General features: G+C 68.7%; 11 protein-coding genes. 3 read left to right on the forward strand and 8 right to left on the reverse strand.

What is annotated here, in order from left to right:
• The first annotated feature begins 5 nt into the window (after window positions 1-5).
• A complete protein-coding gene (locus L1080_RS16130) occupies window positions 6-536 on the forward strand; it encodes a DoxX family protein (protein ID WP_250770508.1) in 531 nt (176 codons plus the stop codon).
• Here L1080_RS16130 and recD read toward each other — a convergent pair.
• The 3 genes from recD to recC are packed head-to-tail and all read right to left on the reverse strand — an operon-like array spanning window position 454 to window position 8,899.
• Window positions 454-2,322 carry an exodeoxyribonuclease V subunit alpha gene (recD, locus tag L1080_RS16135; RefSeq protein ID WP_250770510.1) on the reverse strand — a complete coding sequence of 623 codons (1,869 nt, stop codon included), beginning with the start codon at window positions 2,320-2,322 and terminating at the stop codon, window positions 454-456. The genes L1080_RS16130 and recD overlap by 83 nt on opposite strands.
• Window positions 2,319-5,642, reverse strand: a complete 3,324-nt coding sequence (locus tag L1080_RS16140) for a UvrD-helicase domain-containing protein (protein WP_250770513.1) — start codon at window positions 5,640-5,642, stop codon at window positions 2,319-2,321. The genes recD and L1080_RS16140 overlap by 4 nt, the downstream gene beginning before the upstream one ends.
• Window positions 5,639-8,899 carry an exodeoxyribonuclease V subunit gamma gene (recC, locus tag L1080_RS16145; RefSeq protein ID WP_250770516.1) on the reverse strand — a complete coding sequence of 1,087 codons (3,261 nt, stop codon included), beginning with the start codon at window positions 8,897-8,899 and terminating at the stop codon, window positions 5,639-5,641. Before recC ends, L1080_RS16140 begins: the two co-directional genes overlap by 4 nt.
• A 170-nt stretch (window positions 8,900-9,069) precedes the next feature.
• Between recC and L1080_RS16150 the strand changes: the two genes are divergently transcribed.
• A complete protein-coding gene (locus tag L1080_RS16150; protein WP_250770519.1) occupies window positions 9,070-9,984 on the forward strand; it encodes an MSMEG_6728 family protein in 915 nt (304 codons plus the stop codon).
• Here L1080_RS16150 and L1080_RS16155 read toward each other — a convergent pair.
• The gene (locus L1080_RS16155) at window positions 9,959-11,056 is read right to left on the reverse strand and encodes a GIY-YIG nuclease family protein (protein ID WP_250770522.1); all 1,098 of its coding nucleotides are present in this window, start codon (window positions 11,054-11,056) and stop codon (window positions 9,959-9,961) included. The genes L1080_RS16150 and L1080_RS16155 overlap by 26 nt on opposite strands.
• A gap of 249 nt (window positions 11,057-11,305) precedes the next feature.
• Between L1080_RS16155 and L1080_RS16160 the strand changes: the two genes are divergently transcribed.
• Window positions 11,306-11,776, forward strand: a complete 471-nt coding sequence (locus L1080_RS16160; RefSeq protein ID WP_284707852.1) for a hypothetical protein — start codon at window positions 11,306-11,308, stop codon at window positions 11,774-11,776.
• Between the two features lie 10 nt (window positions 11,777-11,786).
• Here the strand turns inward: L1080_RS16160 and L1080_RS16165 are convergent, their stop codons facing one another.
• From L1080_RS16165 to L1080_RS16180, 4 genes are all read right to left on the reverse strand, one after another.
• Entirely contained in the window at window positions 11,787-12,077 is a 291-nt protein-coding gene (locus L1080_RS16165; protein WP_250770525.1) for a hypothetical protein, read from the reverse strand.
• An 11-nt stretch (window positions 12,078-12,088) separates the two neighbouring features.
• Entirely contained in the window at window positions 12,089-16,633 is a 4,545-nt protein-coding gene (locus L1080_RS16170; RefSeq protein ID WP_250770528.1) for a cation-translocating P-type ATPase, read from the reverse strand.
• 5 nt (window positions 16,634-16,638) lie between these two features.
• Window positions 16,639-17,412, reverse strand: a complete 774-nt coding sequence (locus L1080_RS16175) for a TrbL/VirB6 family protein (protein WP_250770531.1) — start codon at window positions 17,410-17,412, stop codon at window positions 16,639-16,641.
• 127 nt (window positions 17,413-17,539) lie between these two features.
• Window positions 17,540-18,334, reverse strand: a complete 795-nt coding sequence (locus tag L1080_RS16180; RefSeq protein ID WP_159920754.1) for a hypothetical protein — start codon at window positions 18,332-18,334, stop codon at window positions 17,540-17,542.
• Between the last annotated feature and the right edge of the window lie 21 nt (window positions 18,335-18,355).

An 18,355-nucleotide genomic window follows, 5' to 3' on the forward strand; every position in this document is an offset into this window, starting at 1 on the left:
CAGCCATGGAGCCGTTGATCACCCTCGTCGCCGTCACCGCGGCACTCCTTCTCGCCGGCGCCGCGGGGATCGATCGTCTGCGACCGTGGCCGGTTGCGCTGCGGGGCGGACTCGCGGCAATGTTCGCACTGACGGGAGGCGCCCACTTCTTCGGATTGCGTGCCGAACTCGTCGCGATGGTCCCGCCCGCCCTGCCGAATCCCGAGCTGCTGGTTACCATTACCGGCCTGCTCGAATTGGCCGGTGCTGCGGGACTGCTGATACGACGAACTGCGAGTTCGGCGGCTGGATGCCTCACCCTTCTGCTGATTCTGATGTTCCCGGCGAATGTGTACGCTGCGGCCGAAGGACTTTCGTCCGGTCCGTTCGAAGAACTCCTGCCCCGCACCCTCCTGCAGATCGTGTTCGTGAGCGCGACCCTCGCCGTCATGGTCACCTCCCGGCAAAGCCGGTCTACCGGAAGGTTCGCCGCAGCCCGCTCGCCCGCAGCACCCGGCGTTGCACTCCCGCCCGCACCGCCTCCTCCGTCCCGATGATCCGCACGTGCCGACGGGCCCGCGTGATTGCCGTGTACAGCAGTTCCCGGGTCAGCAGCGACGACTCCGCTCCCGGTAGCACCACGGACACCGTGTCGTACTGACTGCCCTGACTGCGGTGAATCGTCATCGCGTAGACGGTCTGCACCGCCGACAGGTGCGTGGGATGCAGAAGAAACGGTTCGTTGCCGCGCGCGAAGGCGGCAACGAGCTCGTCATCGGCGCGTCGCACGATCACCCCGGTGTCACCGTTGTAAATGCGCGTCTCGTGATCGTTGGCCGTGACCAGAAGCGGCTGACCGGGATACCAACGCTCCGGGTCCAGCCGCTCCCCTGAAGCCTCACCGATCCACTCCATGGCCTGCCGCGCCCACCACGCGACACCGTACGGACCCTCCCGGTGCGCACAGAGCAGGCGATGCGCCTCCGAAAGCTGCAGTGCCGCCGAGGCGTCGCCGCCCGACGCGGCCTCGGTGACACCCGCTGCAGTGTCGACCACGTCCTTCCGCAGCGCCCCGAGATCGTCGACGTCGTGGAACGACACCTCGGGGGCATCACTGCGCAGTAACTCCATCACGCGGTCCTCGTCCGCGTCTCGCACCGCGACAGCGAGTTGGGCGATGCCACCGCCGAAACGGCGGCCCCGGCTGAGCCGCACGACTCCCCCACGCAGCCGATCCCGTTCCGCCGCACTCAGCGCAGCCTCGTCCGGGTCGTCCGCCGCATTCAGGTCCTTCCCGACCAGACGTGCGAGTAGCGGATTCTCCTTCCCCGACATGGGTCGAGCCACCAGGTCGGCCAGCACCGCGCCCGCGTCGACGGACGTCAACTGGTCCGGGTCGCCGACGAGCACGAGTTGTGTGTCAGGACGAAGCGCCTCGAGGAGCCGGCACATCATGGTCAACGACACCATCGAGGTCTCGTCCACCACGATCACGTCGTAGGGCACATGATTGTCGGCGTTGTAGCGGAATCGGCTGCCCGGTCCACGTTGCCAGCCCAGCATGCGGTGCAGCGTCATCGCTGTCAGATCGGGTGGCAAGCCCAGCTCGCCGGCCTGATCACGCACCGATTCCTGCAACCGCGCCGCCGCCTTGCCCGTGGGTGCGGCGAGGGCGATGCGTCGTGGTCGGTCGGTCTGCATTGACAGCAGGGCCAGCACGCGGGCCACGGTGTGTGTTTTTCCGGTACCCGGTCCTCCCACGATCACCGAGGTCCAGTGGGTCGCGGCGACAGCGGCCGCGATCCGTTGCCGATCCGGCGGGGCCGAGGAGCCGGCCGGATCGTTCTGATCCCGGAACAGAGAGTCCAACCCGCGGCGTAGTGATGCCTCGTCGACGACGGGGTGCCCGGAAACGCGCTGGTCGAGGACGCGGCGGATCGTCTGCTCCTGCCGGAAATACCGGTCGAGGTAGAGCAATTCGCCTTCAGCGGTGTCGACCAGTCGCAGCGGTCGCAGCGGTCCGGCCGGTCCACCGACGACGAGCGGGCTGCGGCGCAGCGCCTCGATGACCGTGGAGTCGTCCGGCCACGGCAGATCGTCCAGGTCGACCTCGGACTCCTCGTCGACCGTCACTTCCCGAAGCCGAGTCAGATCTAGGCACACAGAGCCGGCCCGCACTGCCCGGACCGCGAGGGCGGTGGCCAGGTAGACGTCCGGCGACGTCTCCCCGGCGAGAGCGGACAACCGCAGCGCCACATGGACATCCGCAGCCGCGAGCACTCCTGCCTCGTTGAAGATTCGCAGCACACCCTTGCCGCGCTGGGCTACCCGGACGTCGGTCATGGCGTCGCCTCGATCCCGGACAACAGGTCGGACAGTTCGGTCACCAGCGCGGCCGGGGGCGCCCAGTCGAAGACCCCGCATCCCGGCGGCGTGTCGGGCCCGACCATTCCGCGGACGAACAGATATTGCACGCCGGCGAGATGTAGGGCTGGGTCGTAGCCGGGCTGACGCCACCGCAAATAGCGATGCAGTGCAACCGAATACAACAGCGCCTGAAGCGGATAGTGCGACCGGATCATTTCCGTGGCCATCCGCTCCCGCGTGTAATGGGCGGTGGTCAGCTCACCCTGCGCCAGTCGATTCGTCTTGTAGTCGACGACGACGTAGCGAGGGCCGGGCAGCCGTATCACGGCATCGATACTGCCGGTGAGGTATCCACGCAACGGCGTCGGTTCCAGAGTGGTCACGGCATCCGCGTACGGCCGCAGCGGATCGTCGGCGGCAAGGTGGGTGCGCAACAGTCTGCCCACGCCGTCGAGCATCACCGTGATCGAGGGTGTGTCTCCGCCGGCGAGGGGAAGCTCGAATTCGAGTTCCGCGAGCAGGTCTGCCGGCGCAACCTCAGCGAGCGTCCGTGTCGCCGCGGATCCGAGGGGTGTGTGCAGTACGGGCAGCAGGGCGGCAGCGAGCCGCGCCGGATCGATCGCCGACATGGTCGAAGCGATCACGTCGTTGCAGCAGCGCACGAGTTCGGCTTCGAGGTCGGCGGCGGTGGTGTCGACGATTTCGAACACGGCGTGGACGAGGGTTCCGAACGTCGCGCCGCCGGGGAGGTCGTTCATCGTCGAGGCGATACCGGTGCCCCCGTCTTCCGGCGCGTGCAGCGGCGGCTCGTCTGGTTCGTCCGCTTTGACATCGACCTCCGCTTCACTGCCCACTGCCGGGCTTTCGTGCGCGGACGCAGTCAACGCCGAGTACGAGGTTCGCCGCCACCGAGTGTCGAGAAGGCGCTGGAACCGGGCGACCTCGAGGTCACCACCCGTCTCTTTGGGCGGTGACCACTGCGCGGGTGGCACCGCCTCTGAGCCGACGGGCTCGACGTGCACGGTGTCGGGGCCGCCGGCACCCCAGGCCGACAATCGATCGGCGACGACCGGGTCTTCCGGAACGTTCGCTTTCTGTGGCACGTCGCGCTGTCCCGGCGTGCGGCCGAGGATCATCCGGTGCAGGGGCGCACCCGCCGTCGAGAACGCGGGCGCCCACCACAGCACGAGTCCGCACATCGCCCGGGTGAGCGCAACATACAGCAGGCGAAGCTCCTCGCCCGCTTCTTCCGCGTCGTGCCTGCTTTTACGTTCCGCATAGCCCGGACTGTTCGGGCCTCCGACATCGAGGATGCGCCGCCCGTTCTCGTCGTGCAGCAGCAGCTTGTTCGGTTTCGGATTCTTCGCAGCATCCCACGCGTAGGGCAGGTAGACGAGGGGGAACTCGAGACCCTTACTGGCGTGGACGGTGGCGATCTGCACTGCCGCGGCGTCGCTGTCGAGACGCCGGCTGCGGTCGACGCCGCCGGACGACGGGTCCTTCATCCGTTCGGTGAGCCACCGGGTGATGGCGGTGAGTCCGAGGGACTGCTCCACGGCGGCGCCGTTGAGTAACTGCGCCACGTGGCGGAGATCAGTGAGGGCGCGCTCTCCGGCGGAGACGGCGAGCAGCCGCGCCTCGAGCCCTTTTATCGCCGCGAGGCGTTCGAAGAGGGCCGCGAAACCTGACAGCGCGAACACCGAGGCGAGTTCACGCAGCAACCCACCGACTTCGGCGACGATGTCGTCACCGCGGGCATCGAGTTCCTCCGCGGTGTGTCCGAGCAACGGTGTGAGGGCGGCGAGCCGGACGCGATCGGAACGGTGCGGTTGCTCGAGTGCCTGCAGAACCCACAGCCAGTGCTGCGCAGCGGGTGTGGTGAACACACTGGCTCCGCCTGCGAGGACCGACGGGACCCCGGCGCGGTCGAGGGCATCGTGCACCAGCGTGATCTGCGCGTTGGTCCGCACCAGAACGGCGATGTCGCCCGGTTGAACCGCCCGGGACACGCCGCCGATGTCGAGTGTGACACCGCCGTCGAGGGTGCGGACGATGTCTGCTGCGAGGTCGGCGGCTACCCGGTTGCGCAGCGGACCGACGGCGGGGTAGCCCGATTTGTTGATCGCACCCGCGCCGGTGCGAGGCAGGTAACGCAGACGCAGCGGTGCCGACCCGGTGTGCCGCGACTTCGGCCGGGCGCCGTCCACCCGGTGCACCACGATGTCGGGATGGCCGAGGGCCGCTCCTCCGTGGAGGTACTCCAGTGCGTCGAGCAGTTCCTGATCGCTGCGCCAGTTGGTGACAAGTTCTTCGTGACTGTCGGCCGACTGGACTGCGTCGAGGTAGCTGAGTACCTCGGCTCCACGGAACGCATAGATCGCCTGCTTCGGATCACCGACGAGCACCAACGTTCCCGCGCGGTGCCGAGAAGCCTGACCGCCCCCGTGGAACGTTCTACCGAGGATGTCCCATTGCAGCGGATCGGTGTCCTGGAACTCGTCGACGAGGACGACGTCGTACCGGTCCCGCACTCGCCGGCAGGCGGCCTCACCGTGTTCGGGATGGGTGAGCACGCGATGGAGAAGTGCCGGCAGATCGTCGAAGTCACGCAGTCCCACAGCGCGTTTGCGACATTCCACCTCGGCACGCACCGCCTCGGCGAACGCAACCCGTTCGCCTGCGGGGGTGCCGCGCGCGTCTTCCGGTGCGAGCACGGCCTGGGGATCGAAGATGGCGGCCCGTGCGGCGGCGGTGGCCTCCGCCGGGGTGAACGGTGCGGACTCGGCGCGGCTGTAGGCGCTGAGGTAGAGGTCGTCGATCACCTCGGTGACGAGGTCGTCGGCGGCCTCGACTAGCACCGCGTCGGGGTCCCGCTCACCGGCGATGCCGAGGCCGTCGAGCATGCGCTGGCAGAAGCTGTGGGTGGTCACGATGGTGGCCGCATCGAAGTCGGACAGAGCCTGGAGAAGTCGTCGACGTCGCAGTGCCACCTCCTCGGGGTCGGCGTCGGCCAGATGCCGGATGACCTGGTCCTCGCCGCGGAGAGCTTGCCGAGGATCGGCCAATTCGGTTGCCGCACTGCGGAAGCGTTCCCGGGTGCGCTCGCGCAGTTCCTGGGTTGCCGCGCGGCTGAAGGTGACCAGCAGGAGTCGCGAGAGGTCGATTCCACCTTCGGCGACGAAGCGGGCGGCGAGTCCGACGATCGCGTAGGTTTTCCCCGTCCCAGCGCTGGCCTCGAGCACGGTCGTGCCCGACGGCAGCGGTCCGAGCAGATCGAAGCCTCGGGTGTCGGTCATGGCTGCGCCAATGTCTCGGCCGCCAGCAGCGGCGCCCACAGTCTCCGGGCGTAGTCGTCGAACACCACCGAATCACCGAGAACGTTGATACTCGGCGAGGGTCCGTGAACATAGACGATGTGACGGTCTTTGGCATCCCCGAAGTCGCTGCTCCATTCCCGCCGCGCCGCCTCGATCGCATCCTCGACGCTGCTTCCGCCGTACCGCCGCTCCGCATAGGCCGCCGAGGCGCCGGTCGCGATCGGCAGCGGCGCATGCAACCCGAGGTCGCGGAGTTCGACGAGGCGAGTGAGCTGCTCGAGGGCGTCGGTCGGAGCGGTCATCGTGGAACGCCACGCGGGTCTGCTGTACGCGCCGCGGCCCGTGGTGACGGCCGACCATGCGCCGCCCTTGCACGACGCCGCGACTGCCAGCAGTTGCGCCCACGCGGCGAGGCGATGTTTCGGACCGAGCCGTGAATAGGTGGTGTTCGCGATCACCGAACCGTGGACGCCGCCGACGGTCCCGGTGAGACGCCGGCCGGAGCCGAGGTCGACGTCCACATCCACGGTCTGCGCGCGGCCCACATGGACGGGTGCGCTGACGGCGACGAGCGCCTCGACACCGTGTTCGATGGCCCCGAGCACCGACTCCCCCAGCTTGAACGGCGGCAGTGTGCCGCGGCGCCACTCGGCGGCGCGGAAATCGGCCGGCTCGGTTCCGGCGAGCCGCGCGACGAGCATCCGTTGTCCGAGATCCCACCGCGCGAGGGGGTCGGGCGCGATATCGAGTGCGTCGGCGATGTCCTCAGCCACCTCGGGAATGCGCAGACCCAGCCGTTGCCGGAGGAACGCCTGCGTGGGATGTACGAGGAAGGCGATGAGGTCTGCCAGGTCGACGTCTTCGGGCGGCGGCGCGGACAGCGGGTCCGGAAGGAAAGCCGGATTCGGCACGGAGGGAGACCGAGCCGCCCGAGCCCCGGCAAGGGCCACACGATCGAAGCTGAACGGATGCTCGGGCTCGAAGTTGCGCGCATCGAACGGCTGCAGGGGATGACGGGTGATCACCTGGCTCAACGCGTCGCCGCCGAGCGTGACGGCCACCGTGTCGAGCAACTCGGACAACGGGATCGCCGGCGGCCGCACCATACCGGTGACCGGGTCGGCGCCCGTGTAGAAGAGCAACAGTTTCTCACCGGCGGACATCACCGCGTCGAGGAGGAGTTGCCGATCCTCGCTGCGCGGATCACGTTCGCCGAGCAGAGGATTGCGGGCGAGAGCGTTGTCCCCGTCCACGCCTGCCGAACGGGGAAAAACCTCGTCGTCGAGCCCGAGGAGAACGACGACACGGTGCGGGACGGACCGCATCGGCACCATCGTGCACACCGTCAGTTCGCCGGTACGGAAGTTGGCCCGTGTGGGGCGTCCCGCCAGCCTGCCGGCGAGCATGGCGCGCACGTCCGACAGCCGCAGCACCATCTCTCCCCCGTGTTCCATCGCGGCGCCCAACTCGCGCCGCGCCTGCGCCGACTGCCAGGCGTCTGCCGCACCCACCTCCACGAGGAGGTCCAGAGCCCTGGCCAGCGCCCGCGACCACTCCGCCACCGATTGTGGCCCACCGAGTCCTCGCAGGGCGACGTCGAGGCGATCGACGAACTCGGCCAGCCTGCCGGTGAGGTCGATGTCGTTGCTGTCGACGTCATCGAGGGGCAGGGCCAGCGCGAGCCATTCGCTGTCCGACTCGTCGGCAGCGGCGCCCAGCAGAATCCGATCGAGTGCCGTCGTGAAGGTATTCTGCGGGAAGTCACCCAGGCCGTAGGCCGCGCGTTGACGTGGCCCGATCCCCCACCGCGCACCGGTGGTGGTAGCCCATTCCCGGATACGTTCGAGATCGTCGTCGTCGAAACGAAACTTCTTGCGCACCGGGACCGCGGCGGCGAGATCGAGTACCTGACTGGCGGTGACGCGGGAATCGGCCAGCCCCAGCAGCGTCGCGACCACCGCGAGCACCGGATTGGTCTGGTGCAGAGCACGATCGGCGAGACGTACCCGCAGCCGGTGTCCGGGATGCCCGAGCACGTCCTGGCCGAATGCGGCACGAATCAGCGGTGCGTAGGACTCGACGTCGGGGCACATCACCACGACATCGCGGGGTTCGAGGGTGGGGTCGTCCTGGAACAGATGAAGGAGGCACTCACGCAGGACCTCGACCTGGCGGGCCGGCCCGTGACAGGCGTGCACCTGCACGGAGTCGTCGGGATCCATCCCGGCATGCACCGGTGTCCGATCGTCCCGGATGTCGGTTTGCAGGCGACCCAGTAGCGTCTGCGGACCCGGTGGCGCGTCGTGGTGGACGTCGTCGAGGTCGAGGCGCACGAGGCGCGCTTCGAGTTCGCGGACGTCACGGGCCAGGCTCGAGAGGAGCGGGTGACGGACGGCGAGCGCACTCTGGTCGTCGGCGCGGGCAGTCACCTCCTGCGTTGTCGTCAGAGTGGCCCACATGGCCGGACTCGGGTGCGGCAGCCACAGGTGTACGTCGCGGTGCGCGGCCAGTGCAGTAAGCACTGCAATCTGGTCGGTGGCGAGGCGGGTGGGCCCGAACAGCGAGAGGCGTTGCGGGAGATCCACGAGCCCGGGCTCGTCCCGCAGCCGGGAACAGGCGGAGTCGAGCCGTTCCGCGGGGCTCGGGGCGCCGATGCGTGTCCGTAGTCGACGCCACAGTTCGGCTTGCCACACGAGATCCTCGTCGAGCGCCCCACCGGTTCCGTCGATGTCGTGGCCACCCGCCCAGCCGACGAGCATCGCCGGCCGCTGGGCGGCATAACTCCGGAACAGTTCCACCAGGTGCGACGCCGTGGCGTACCGGCGACCCGGCCGGTGATCGTCTCGACCTTGCGCCGACAGGCCGGACCCGAGGTGTTTCGAGAGGACAGCGCACCAGGGTTCGTCGAGGCAACCGTCGACGACCTCGAGCAGCACCCACAGCAGTCGGGCGGGATTCCACGGATCATCATCGGCGGACAGGCCGGTGGCCGCAGCGAGTGCGTCGTCGACCAGCCGTGTCGGGGACGGGAAGTCGATGTTCGCGGCCACACCGTCGCCGTTGTCTGCTCGCGCGCCCAGCACCGCCGAGAGCCGTTGCGTCAGCCAGCGCTCCACACCCTTCGCGGGAACCGCGATCACCTCGCGCGCGAACGGATCGGCAAGTGGAGTGGCGAGGACATCGCCCAGCGCTGCGGCGAGGGTGGTCGAACGCTCGGCACGATGCAGTACGAACACGCAACCACCCTCCTTCGCTCCCCACTCCGGTGTCGGGTCAGACTTACCACAGAGCACCGACTTACGTTGCGAAGCTGAGGCCGAATACGTTCCGGCGCACGCAACGCTCGCCTGTGGGAGTCTGGTTCGAGAGGGGCCCGACGGCGCCGCGGCCCCGGAAAGGTTCGCGGATGCAGACGTTCGTGCCCGACTCCGGCTTCGTGCGCAGTGCGAAGCTGCTCGACGACCGGCGCCTCGGAAAGCAGCGCGTCGAGACCTTCCAGATCCTGCGGGCCCTCGTCTGGCCGTCGTACGGCTGGAAGAATCATCCCGCGACGGCGATGTGGCGAGGTTTCACCCCCGCCCTGGTCGCCTATGGCGTCGCCATGTGCGGCGAGTGGGCCGCGCGAGGTCACACCGAGGCGCTCGCGCCGCAACTCCTCGAGTACAGCGGTGGTCGCACCGACACCTTCGCCCATCTACGCGACCACGGACTGCTACCCCCTTGGCTCGGCAGAGCAGACGTGCACGCCAGCCATCGACGGGTCCTCGCCGAGAAGGCGCCGGACGCGTATCCCCCGCAGTGGCGCGGTGACGGCGGGTACGTGTGGCCGACCCCGGTGTACCCGCGGTGGCCGCTCCGCACCGCCGACCCGGCCGAGGTGCTGCCGCCGGTGCAGGCCGAAACCCTTGTCGAGGGCGCGGACAACTGGGATGTGCTGCGGCTGCTGCACCGCGGCGAATCCGTGTCGACCGAGACCGCCACGCCCTCGACGATCGTGGCGGCCAGCTTGGTACGTCCCGGCCTGACCGCGGTGATTCTGGACGCCGACCCGGTTCCGGACGACGAGGAACCGACTCCAGCCGCAATACAGGAGGTGGCGAAAGCGCCGACCCCGTCCATCGCCCGTCAGCCGACCCCCGAAGACCGCGAGGCGATGGAAGCCGAGGCAGCCGACCCCCACCGACTACGGTTCTTCCGCCGGGGTCAGCCGATTCCCGAGTCCGATCGGTACGGACTGGTGATCACGGTGTCGGACACAACCCCGGCAGAGCTGCAACGAGTACCCACTCTGGCGGTCAACGGCCGGGGCGGGCCTGGGTGAGGTGCGGCACCCACCCGTGTGAGGGCCACTTTTTCAGATTGACCTGTGCGGGCACGATCCGCTTGTTCACGAACTGTGCCTCGAGGTCGGGGTCGACGTCACCGGTGAGCTTCCACAACTGCGCGTCACCCGGCCGAGCGACTCCGGACCACGATTTCGCCCGGTAGGCGGCGCGAACAATGTTGTCGGCGAACACGATCACCGGGATGTTCTCGCTGTTGCGGACGGCGGCACCGGCCGCCCACGGTCCACGGGCGCGCTCGTAGATGTCGTCCGGGGTCACTCCGCGCTCGGCGGCGCGCGGCACCTCGAGAAGCACGCAGGGTGTCGGCAGGTTGGGCACGGGCTCAGCCGCGTACTGCAACACCAGGTCGTCGACGGGTACGGCGCGGTGCTCGCCGGCACCAGCGGCGAGGTTGGTGAGTACGGACCCTTCCAGCAGACCGAGAGCCCCGATCAGCCCATCACTGATGGCTTCCGCGACGTCACCGGTTGCGTTCAGCCGGTGCGCCACGATGTAGTGCTCCACCTCGTGGCCGGAGTCGTAGATTTCCCGGATGCGGGCGATCGTGGCCGCTGTCACCTCGGGGGCGTCCTTCTCGGAGTCTTCGAGCGTCTTCCTGTGCTCGTCCACGGCCAACGCCTCCCACACGTAGCCGTAGACCCGGGTACCCCGACCCTTCCCGACGTAGAAGACCGACCGGTTCCGTGGGTCGAGGAGTGCGTAGACGTAGGACCCGAGCTCGTCGCCCACCCTTTTCGGAAACGGTTCCGGGGCGCGGCGGGTCTGATAGACCTCACGAAGGATCAGACGCAGCGCCGCCAGCTTCAGGGCAACCGGCACCCCACCGTCGATTCCGTCGAAGAGCGCGGTGGCCGCACCCTGCACCGACGAATAGGTGTGCCCGATGTTCCGTTGCAGCGACTTCGTGACGTCGGAGAACTGAGCGAACCGTACGAGGGGGTCGGGGGATGCGTTGTCCAGGTCGTTGGACGCGAGAAAGGCCTGGACCTCGGCGGAGTCGAGCCAGCGAGAAGTGATGTCGATCGGGATCGTCCAGACGGTAGCCATGTTCCCACCGTAAGGGAAAAGCGCGGTGAACAATGCCGTCGACGCTCTGCTGCCCGCGCGTCGACGAAGCCCTGCGGCGACGACGAGACGCCGCGGCGCGCGGCAATAGTGGCAAAACTCTGAGAAATCGGTTGCTTCGACGGCGAAGGGGCCGCCGAACCCCCACACTCGATAGTGAGACCGTCCCGCATCGAGAGCCCACAGCGAAGGGGTAAGCGAGTGTCGCTTCGAAGAATGACGGTGGCCGCAATGGCGATCGCCACAGCGCTGACCATGTCCGCATGCGGGTCGGACGATCCCGCCCCACCGAACACCACCACGACATCGGCAACGTCGACCGCCGAAACGTCGCCCCCACTCGAACTGCCCACAGCGGCCGAGCTCAACGAGTTGATGGAGAGGGGACTCGATCCTGCAACGCCCGTCGAGGAGAAGGTCGCAATGGTGGAAGGGTCCGAGCAGGATCCGAATCTGTTTGCTCAGGTAGCCGCGGCCGCGCAGCAGGCTGGTGCGCAGGTACAGGTTCTGGACCCCGTGATCGACAACGGTGACGGGAGCGCCAGCGCTCAGCTGCAGCTCACCATCAACGGACAGGTTCAGCAGAACAACCTTCCGGCAATTTTCGTACCGGGACCGAACGGGACGTGGCGCCTGTCGAAGGCGACGGCGTGCTCGATCGTGGCCATCGCACAGCTCACCTCACCGGCATGCCCTGCCTGATCGTGTGCGTTCACACCGCTTCCAGGACCTCCCCGATCTCCTGAACAGCTCTGTTGTGCTGATCGGCGATCAGGATGTGCCCGGCCGCGATGGTCAGCGCAACCGGCCATTCGATGATTTCGACGGCCGCGAGGAGCCCGATCGCGGCGAAGAACGCCAACTGTTCGGGACGTGGGACGGGTACACGTCCGAGTACCGGTAACTGGACGGTGAAGCCGGACGCCTCCCGCACCCGTGCGACGGCGTCCCGGTGTGCGTCGCGGCTCGGTGTTTCTTCGGCCCTCGGTGTGTCGTCGGCCATAGTTCGCCTCCCTAGTCGGTGCTGTTCACCTGCCGGTCACGTTGATCGAGGACTGTGACCGATGTGTTGATATCTGCAGCCCGGACCGCTGTCGGTGCCGTCTCCGCCCCCGGCGACTTCTGGACCGGCGCGGTGACACGCGCGCTCACTCCCCCGTTGCACGAGGTGTATGCCGTATTGGTGAGGGCGGGCGTACTCGACATCGTCGACTGATCTCCCGCCAGCTTCGCCAGGATTCCCGGTGCGAATGCGGCGGCTGCGGTGGCGGCAGCCGCCGACCCCAGTGCCTGCGTCCACCCCACCGGACCGAGGGGTGTGCACCCGAGTAGCTGGCTGACGCCGGGCGTGCTCACCAGCACCGTCAGGGCGGCGAGCGAACCACCCGCTGTGAGCACCACCAACGGGCTGCGTGAATCGATGAGCGTTTGCCCGAGCTGCGTTCCGACCAATGCCACCAATCCCACGGTGGAGGCGCGGCGCTGCCTTCCCGTCAGACTCGCCATCGTCCACGCCGTCGTCGCACCCATTGCAGTCGCGGCACCGCGGATCGCGACTGTGCGCCACAAGGCCGCACTGTCGGGTCCGCGACCTTCTCCTCGCGCCTCCTCGTTGGGCGGACTCACCGCGAGCGCCGCCGCAGGCAAAGCATCCGTGAGGACATTCACCAGGAGCAGCTGACGCGCGGTCAGCGGCGACTTACCCGCAGTCGCGCTCCCGATCAGTGCAAACGCCACCTCACCGGCATTGCCGCCGAGGAGGACGGACACCCCCGCCTGAACGCGCCGCCACAGCTGCCGCCCTTCGTCCAGGGCGTCGAGCAGTGCGTCCACCCGGCCGTCGAGGAGGACCACATCGGCCGCACTGCGGGCCGGATCGCTGCCGCGAGAACTGACACCGATACCCACGCTGGCCGCGCGGATGGCCGCCGCATCATTGGCACCGTCCCCGACCATGGCGCACACCCGTCCGGCGCGCTCGAGAGTCTGCACCACCTGCACCTTGTTCTCCGGAGTCATCCGCGCGAACACGAGGCACTTCTCGACGGCCTCCTCCTGACCACGATGCGACAGGGTGTCCCAGTCGGAGCCGCTGATCACTTGCTCGGACGACACGGTCAATCCCAGTTCCTGTGCGATGGCGGTGGCAGTGACGGGATGGTCGCCGGTGAGGAGCCGCACCCCGACCTGCTGGCGTTCCAGTTCCGGCAGCAGCCCGGCAGCCTCCGGACGCGGTGTGTCCGCGATCCCCAGAAATCCGACGAGTTCGAGCCCACTGCTGCAGAGTTTCTCGAACACCGCACCGTCGTCGGCAGCGCGCCGGGCCTGGAACGCGGTGACGGTGCGCCGCGCGACGGCGATCACCCGAAGCCCGTCCGCGGCCATCGCGAGAACCCGGGATTGCACTTCGTCGTCGTCGATATCGGGGCATGCGGCCAGAACCGTCTCCGGTGCACCCTTGAGACACAGGTGTGTGCCGGACAGTGCCGCCGAATAGGGTCGTCCCGATCGAAACGGGAGGTACGACCACTGCGCCTCGTCGCCGCAGTCGAGCTGCTGGGCGGCCTCCGCGATGGCGACGTCGGTGGCATGGTCGGCCGGACGTCCGTCGGGCGTCACGGCACTACGCGCAGCGCACATCAGCAACTCGTCGTGGTCGACGGCAGGCTCGGGCACAACTCTGATGACACGGAGCCGGTTCTCGCTCAGCGTCCCCGTCTTGTCGAAGCACACGACGTCGACGCGGCCGAGTGCCTCCACCGAGCGCGGCGCTCGCACAAGAGCATTCGACTTGGTCAACCGGCGCGCCGCCGCCTGCTGCGCGAGAGTGGCGACCAACGGCAGCCCCTCGGGAACCGCCGCGACCGCGACCGCGACGCCGCTGGTGACCGCCTGACGCAGTCCCGTTCCGCGGAGGAAGCCGACCGCGGTGACGAGCGCCCCGCCCCCGACGCTGACCGGCAGCACCCGGTCGGTGAGGCTGCGCAGCTGAGCCTGCAAGCCGACGTGCGATGCACCGGTGGGACTGATCGCCCCGGCACGTCCCGCCTCCGTCGCCTCCCCCACGGCCGTGACGACCGCGGTGGCCGTTCCGGTGAGGACGGTGCTACCGCCGAACACCATGCAGGAGCGCTCGCTCAGCGGTGCACCGGGAGTCGGCGACGTCTGTTTCGGCACCGGCAGCGACTCCCCGGTGAGGGAGGATTCGTCGACCTCGACACCGGACACCTCGATCAGCCGGCCGTCCGCGGGAACGACCTCTCCCGGACCGATCTCGATCACGTCACCGACTCGCAACCGCGAGGCCTCGACGCGCTCGCTGACGCCCTCCTGCGGGGATCCGCTCACCCGATGTGCAGGCGGATCACCCGCAGCGAGGAGCCGGCTCAGCAGTCGTTCCGCATGCAGTCGCTGCACGGCGGACAATGCCGCGTTCCCGGTCAGCACGGATCCCACGAGCACAGCGTCGATCGGCGAACCCAGCAGAGCGCTCGCCGCCGAACCGGTCGCGAGAATGGGTGTCAGCGGATCCGACAGTTCGGTGCGCATCGCGCGGCCGAAGTCCCAGACGAGCGCCACCGGCCAGGCCGCGAGACTGCTACCCCATTCGAGCGGTGCCAGCGCCCAGTCGAGCGCACGAGGGCGCGCACCGATATCGCCGTCGCCTTCCTGAGTAGGAAGGAGTCGCCGCACCTCCTCGACAGGCATCTCGTGCCAGGCATGCACGGGGGCCGACGGCGGAACGGACGCCTTGATCACGCGCCGCGCCAGCGAGTGTCCCGTCCACAGGCCGGCCGCAGCACCGGCCGTGATCGGCCCCGGGCCCCGGCCGCGCACACCGGGAAGCATCAGGAGTGCGCCGAGCACCGATGCGGCCGTGGCGATCTCGACGCCGCGGCGGCTCGCGGTCCGCGCGTCGGGCAGTGCTCGGAAAATTCGCCACACCCCGGCCAGATCGTCGACGAGCACGTCCGCCGGCCACGGCGGGGCCGCACCGTCCACCAGGACTCCGATGCCGACATCAGCGGACGCCAGCGCGCTGGGCGCCCCCGCTGCCACCACTGCAACAGTCGCACCCTCGGCCTGCAGATGAACGACCGCGTCGCGAAGATCGCGGTCGGGTGAACCGCGGAACTCGCCCGCGCCACTGCTGGGATGGAGATCGTCGAATGCCGAACGGAGACTCCCGAGCGACTCCGTGTCCACGGAGACCACCGCGACTCCGGAGGTGCGTGCCTGCGCGAGCACCGCGGCCGCGAGCGGGTGATGAGCCGGTGTGACGAACACGGCCGCGTCCTCGTGCTCGCCTGCAGCGTCGAGATCACCCGGCAGGTCGGCCAGCAGGTGCCAGCCAGGCCCGAGCTCTTCGCGGTCGACGGCCGATCGCGCGGCTTCCCATACCTTGGTGCGATCGGCGTCGCGCACTCCGCGGATGCGACTGACACGCAGCTCCGCCGTCTGCAGAATCGACGGATCCATCACGACCGTATCTACCCGGTCGAGGCACCGGAGCGCGCCGGGGCGCAACGTCAACGCGCCGTGGCGGTCCGCCAGACCACGTCCCAACGTGGCCGCGAATGTCTCGCGGGCGGTGCGGGTCGCCTTGGGGGCTGCGACCAGCACGGCGTCCCCTGCCCCGGCGGCACTGCGTGTCGCGACACCGACGGTGGCCGCGCCGACCAGCTGCGCAATAGCCGCGCGGTCGGCATGCCGTTCGACGGGACCGGATGTGCGGTCGGGTGGTTGCTGATGCGGGGCGGTGTGATCGGCAGCGTTCGCCGCCAGCTGAGGCTCCCGGCGGTGCCAGGCCTGCCGGGCAGACCACGCTTCGGCGGTGAGCGCCGACCGCAAACCCACGTCCACAGCGAGGGACGACGGCGCCTGGCGAATGACATCGCTGAGTGCCTGGGCGGTGGCCAGGACGAGTTCCGCCGCATCCGGCCCCAACCGGTCTTCGACGATCTTTCGCAGTCGCGGCTGATAGTTCACGGCCGTGACCACCGTGGTCAATGCCGAACCCGGCACCTGGGGAAGACGCAGGGCGCGGCCCGCGACGGCCACCGCCAGGCCGGTGGTGACCGCCGCCAGAGCGAGACAGCTCTCGGCGAGCGTCACATCGTCGCCCGGCAGTTCCGACGGATGGTCGCGATCGTCGCCGGTTCGCGCCCGCTTCTCGGCGGTGGACACGATGGCGCTCAGCTCCTCGACCGACGGGCCACCCTCGCCGTGGGACACGATCAGCCGGGACAACGGGCGGTTGAGCTGCACGCTCTGAACGCCGGTAGTGGCGCGGACCGCGTCGAGTACCTCGGCGGCCACGTCGTCGCCGCGGGGACTGTCGAGTCCTCGAACCTCTATCCAGACCCGGCCACGCCCGGCGCTGGTGCGGCGTGCCGGCGTTCCGCCCACCGCCTCGGCGGCGATCGACGTCGCGACCCGAGCGGTGGTCGTCATCAGATCGGCCGCGACGGCGCTGCTGTGCGTCACCACACCCACCCCGAAACCGACGCTGCGTACCGGTACGGACGCGGCGGCGGCGAGATATCGACGTAAACCCACGTCGCCTACTTCGCGCGCGTCGATCGTGAGGCCGACGCCGACCCTGCACGCGACCTCGCGGGCGGTAACGCTTTCGCCGGGGTCTTGCGGGCAATCGCCTTCTTCGCCGGGACCGACTTCTTTGCGGGGGCTTTCTTGGCGGAAGCGTCCTTGACGGGAGGTTTCTTTGCGGGGGCCTTCTTCGCGGCGGCCGGTGTGCCGGCCGGCATCTTTGTTTCCGCAGCCGCCGTCTTTGCCGCAGCCGCCGTCTTTGCCGCAGCCGCCGTCTTTGCCGGGGCCTTCTCGGCAGGAGCCGCCTTCTCCGGTGCCGGGGCGGCCCCGGGAGAGGGCGCAACGACCGACGTCGCCGCAGGGTTCGAAGCAGAAGCAGCGCCGGAGGTAGGAGCAGCGCCGGAGGCTGGAGCAGGGTTCGCGGCCGGCACATCCCTCTGCGGCGGTGACGAGGTGACGGATTCCGAATTTGTCCGAACGCGGGAACGGGCGGCGTTGATCTGCCGCAGCGCCAACGCCGTTCCCCCGACAGCGACGACCACCGGCCACTCGACGAGACCGATCGCACCTACCGCCGCCAACGTCGCTACCGCCGTCGACGTCGAATGGCTGCCGCTGTCGAACCCGCTTCGGGCCCCACTCGCGGCGCCGCGCACAGCCCCGGTCGCGATGCCGCACAGACCGCCGACGACGCTACCGATCGCGGCACCGCCGACCGCACCGACAGCACTCGTCGTGGCGGTCGCGACCCCGGTCACGGCACGTACAGTGCCGTCGACGATGTCCATATCGGCTCCCCTCGGCTGTGTCCACAGACCACCGCGACGCGGCGGCATCACACACTGCGTTACCCACCCCAGGGTATTCTCAATCCCGCAGACCGGCGAGCCAGGTTTCGCAATACCTGGCCGATACTCAGATGCTGTTCTGCCTCAAGTCAATTCGCTCACCCTGCTCGGTGCGCCAGAAACTCCACCCGTCGTGCGTCTCCACGTCACCGCTGATATGACTGGCAACCGCACTGGCCGCGGTGGTGGGGTCGGGAAAGCGGCGGCCCTGCATCGGACCGCGCACGATTTCGAGGCTGTGTGTATCGGAGTCGAAGCGCCCCACCAACCGGTACCCCTCGAAGTCGGCGACCACCTCGAGTCGGGTATCGATCACCTCGTCCAACAGAGCGGCCGCTTTGGCGGGCTTCTTCCGGGCATTCGTGCGGGCCAGCGCGTCGGCGTGCAGCACCTCCGCGGTCTTCGCCCGCTGAGCGTCGCTGTACAGGCTCGGGTCTTTCGCCCCCGACAGTCCCAGCAAATCCCAGCGACCGCGTCCGTGCGCGACGCGACTCAGTGGAATGGCGTGGTGTCCGGTTCGCGTGCGGCCGGGGGTGTCCATCATCCACAGGTCCACCTCGGCGCGGATGTCGTCGGCGACCTCGGCGGACGGAACCACGAAGAACTCGTGAGGTTCGCTCGCCAGGTCGACGAACACCCAGAACTGCGAGCCGGTGTCGTCGTCGTCGAGCGACTCGTCCTGCTTGCGGGCCTGCCAGTCGCCGCTGAGCTTGGACCGCACCCGAACGATGCGACTCTGGCCGTCGTCACCCCAGACCTGAACAGGATTGCGCCGCGAATGGGTGAGCCGGACTGCTTTGCCGCCCCGTTCCGTGACGTCGGCGATGAAGGCCTGGATTCCCCGGCTGGCGGTGTCTTCCACTTGTGTACGTGTCCATCCGTG

The organism is Rhodococcus sp. MSC1_016 (assembly GCF_023667485.2).
GTDB classification, from domain to species: Bacteria; Actinomycetota; Actinomycetes; order Mycobacteriales; family Mycobacteriaceae; genus Rhodococcus_F; species Rhodococcus_F oxybenzonivorans.

Bases quoted from the DNA above. Each gene is read 5' to 3' on its own strand.
- L1080_RS16130 (WP_250770508.1), top strand. From the start codon at position 6: ATGGAGCCGTTGATCACCCTCGTCGCCGTCACCGCGGCACTCCTTCTC.
- recD (WP_250770510.1), bottom strand. From the start codon at position 2,322: ATGACCGACGTCCGGGTAGCCCAGCGCGGCAAGGGTGTGCTGCGAATC.
- L1080_RS16140 (WP_250770513.1), bottom strand. From the start codon at position 5,642: ATGACCGACACCCGAGGCTTCGATCTGCTCGGACCGCTGCCGTCGGGC.
- L1080_RS16150 (WP_250770519.1), top strand. From the start codon at position 9,070: ATGCAGACGTTCGTGCCCGACTCCGGCTTCGTGCGCAGTGCGAAGCTG.
- L1080_RS16155 (WP_250770522.1), bottom strand. From the start codon at position 11,056: ATGGCTACCGTCTGGACGATCCCGATCGACATCACTTCTCGCTGGCTC.
- L1080_RS16160 (WP_284707852.1), top strand. From the start codon at position 11,306: ATGGCGATCGCCACAGCGCTGACCATGTCCGCATGCGGGTCGGACGAT.
- L1080_RS16165 (WP_250770525.1), bottom strand. From the start codon at position 12,077: ATGGCCGACGACACACCGAGGGCCGAAGAAACACCGAGCCGCGACGCA.
- L1080_RS16175 (WP_250770531.1), bottom strand. From the start codon at position 17,412: ATGGACATCGTCGACGGCACTGTACGTGCCGTGACCGGGGTCGCGACC.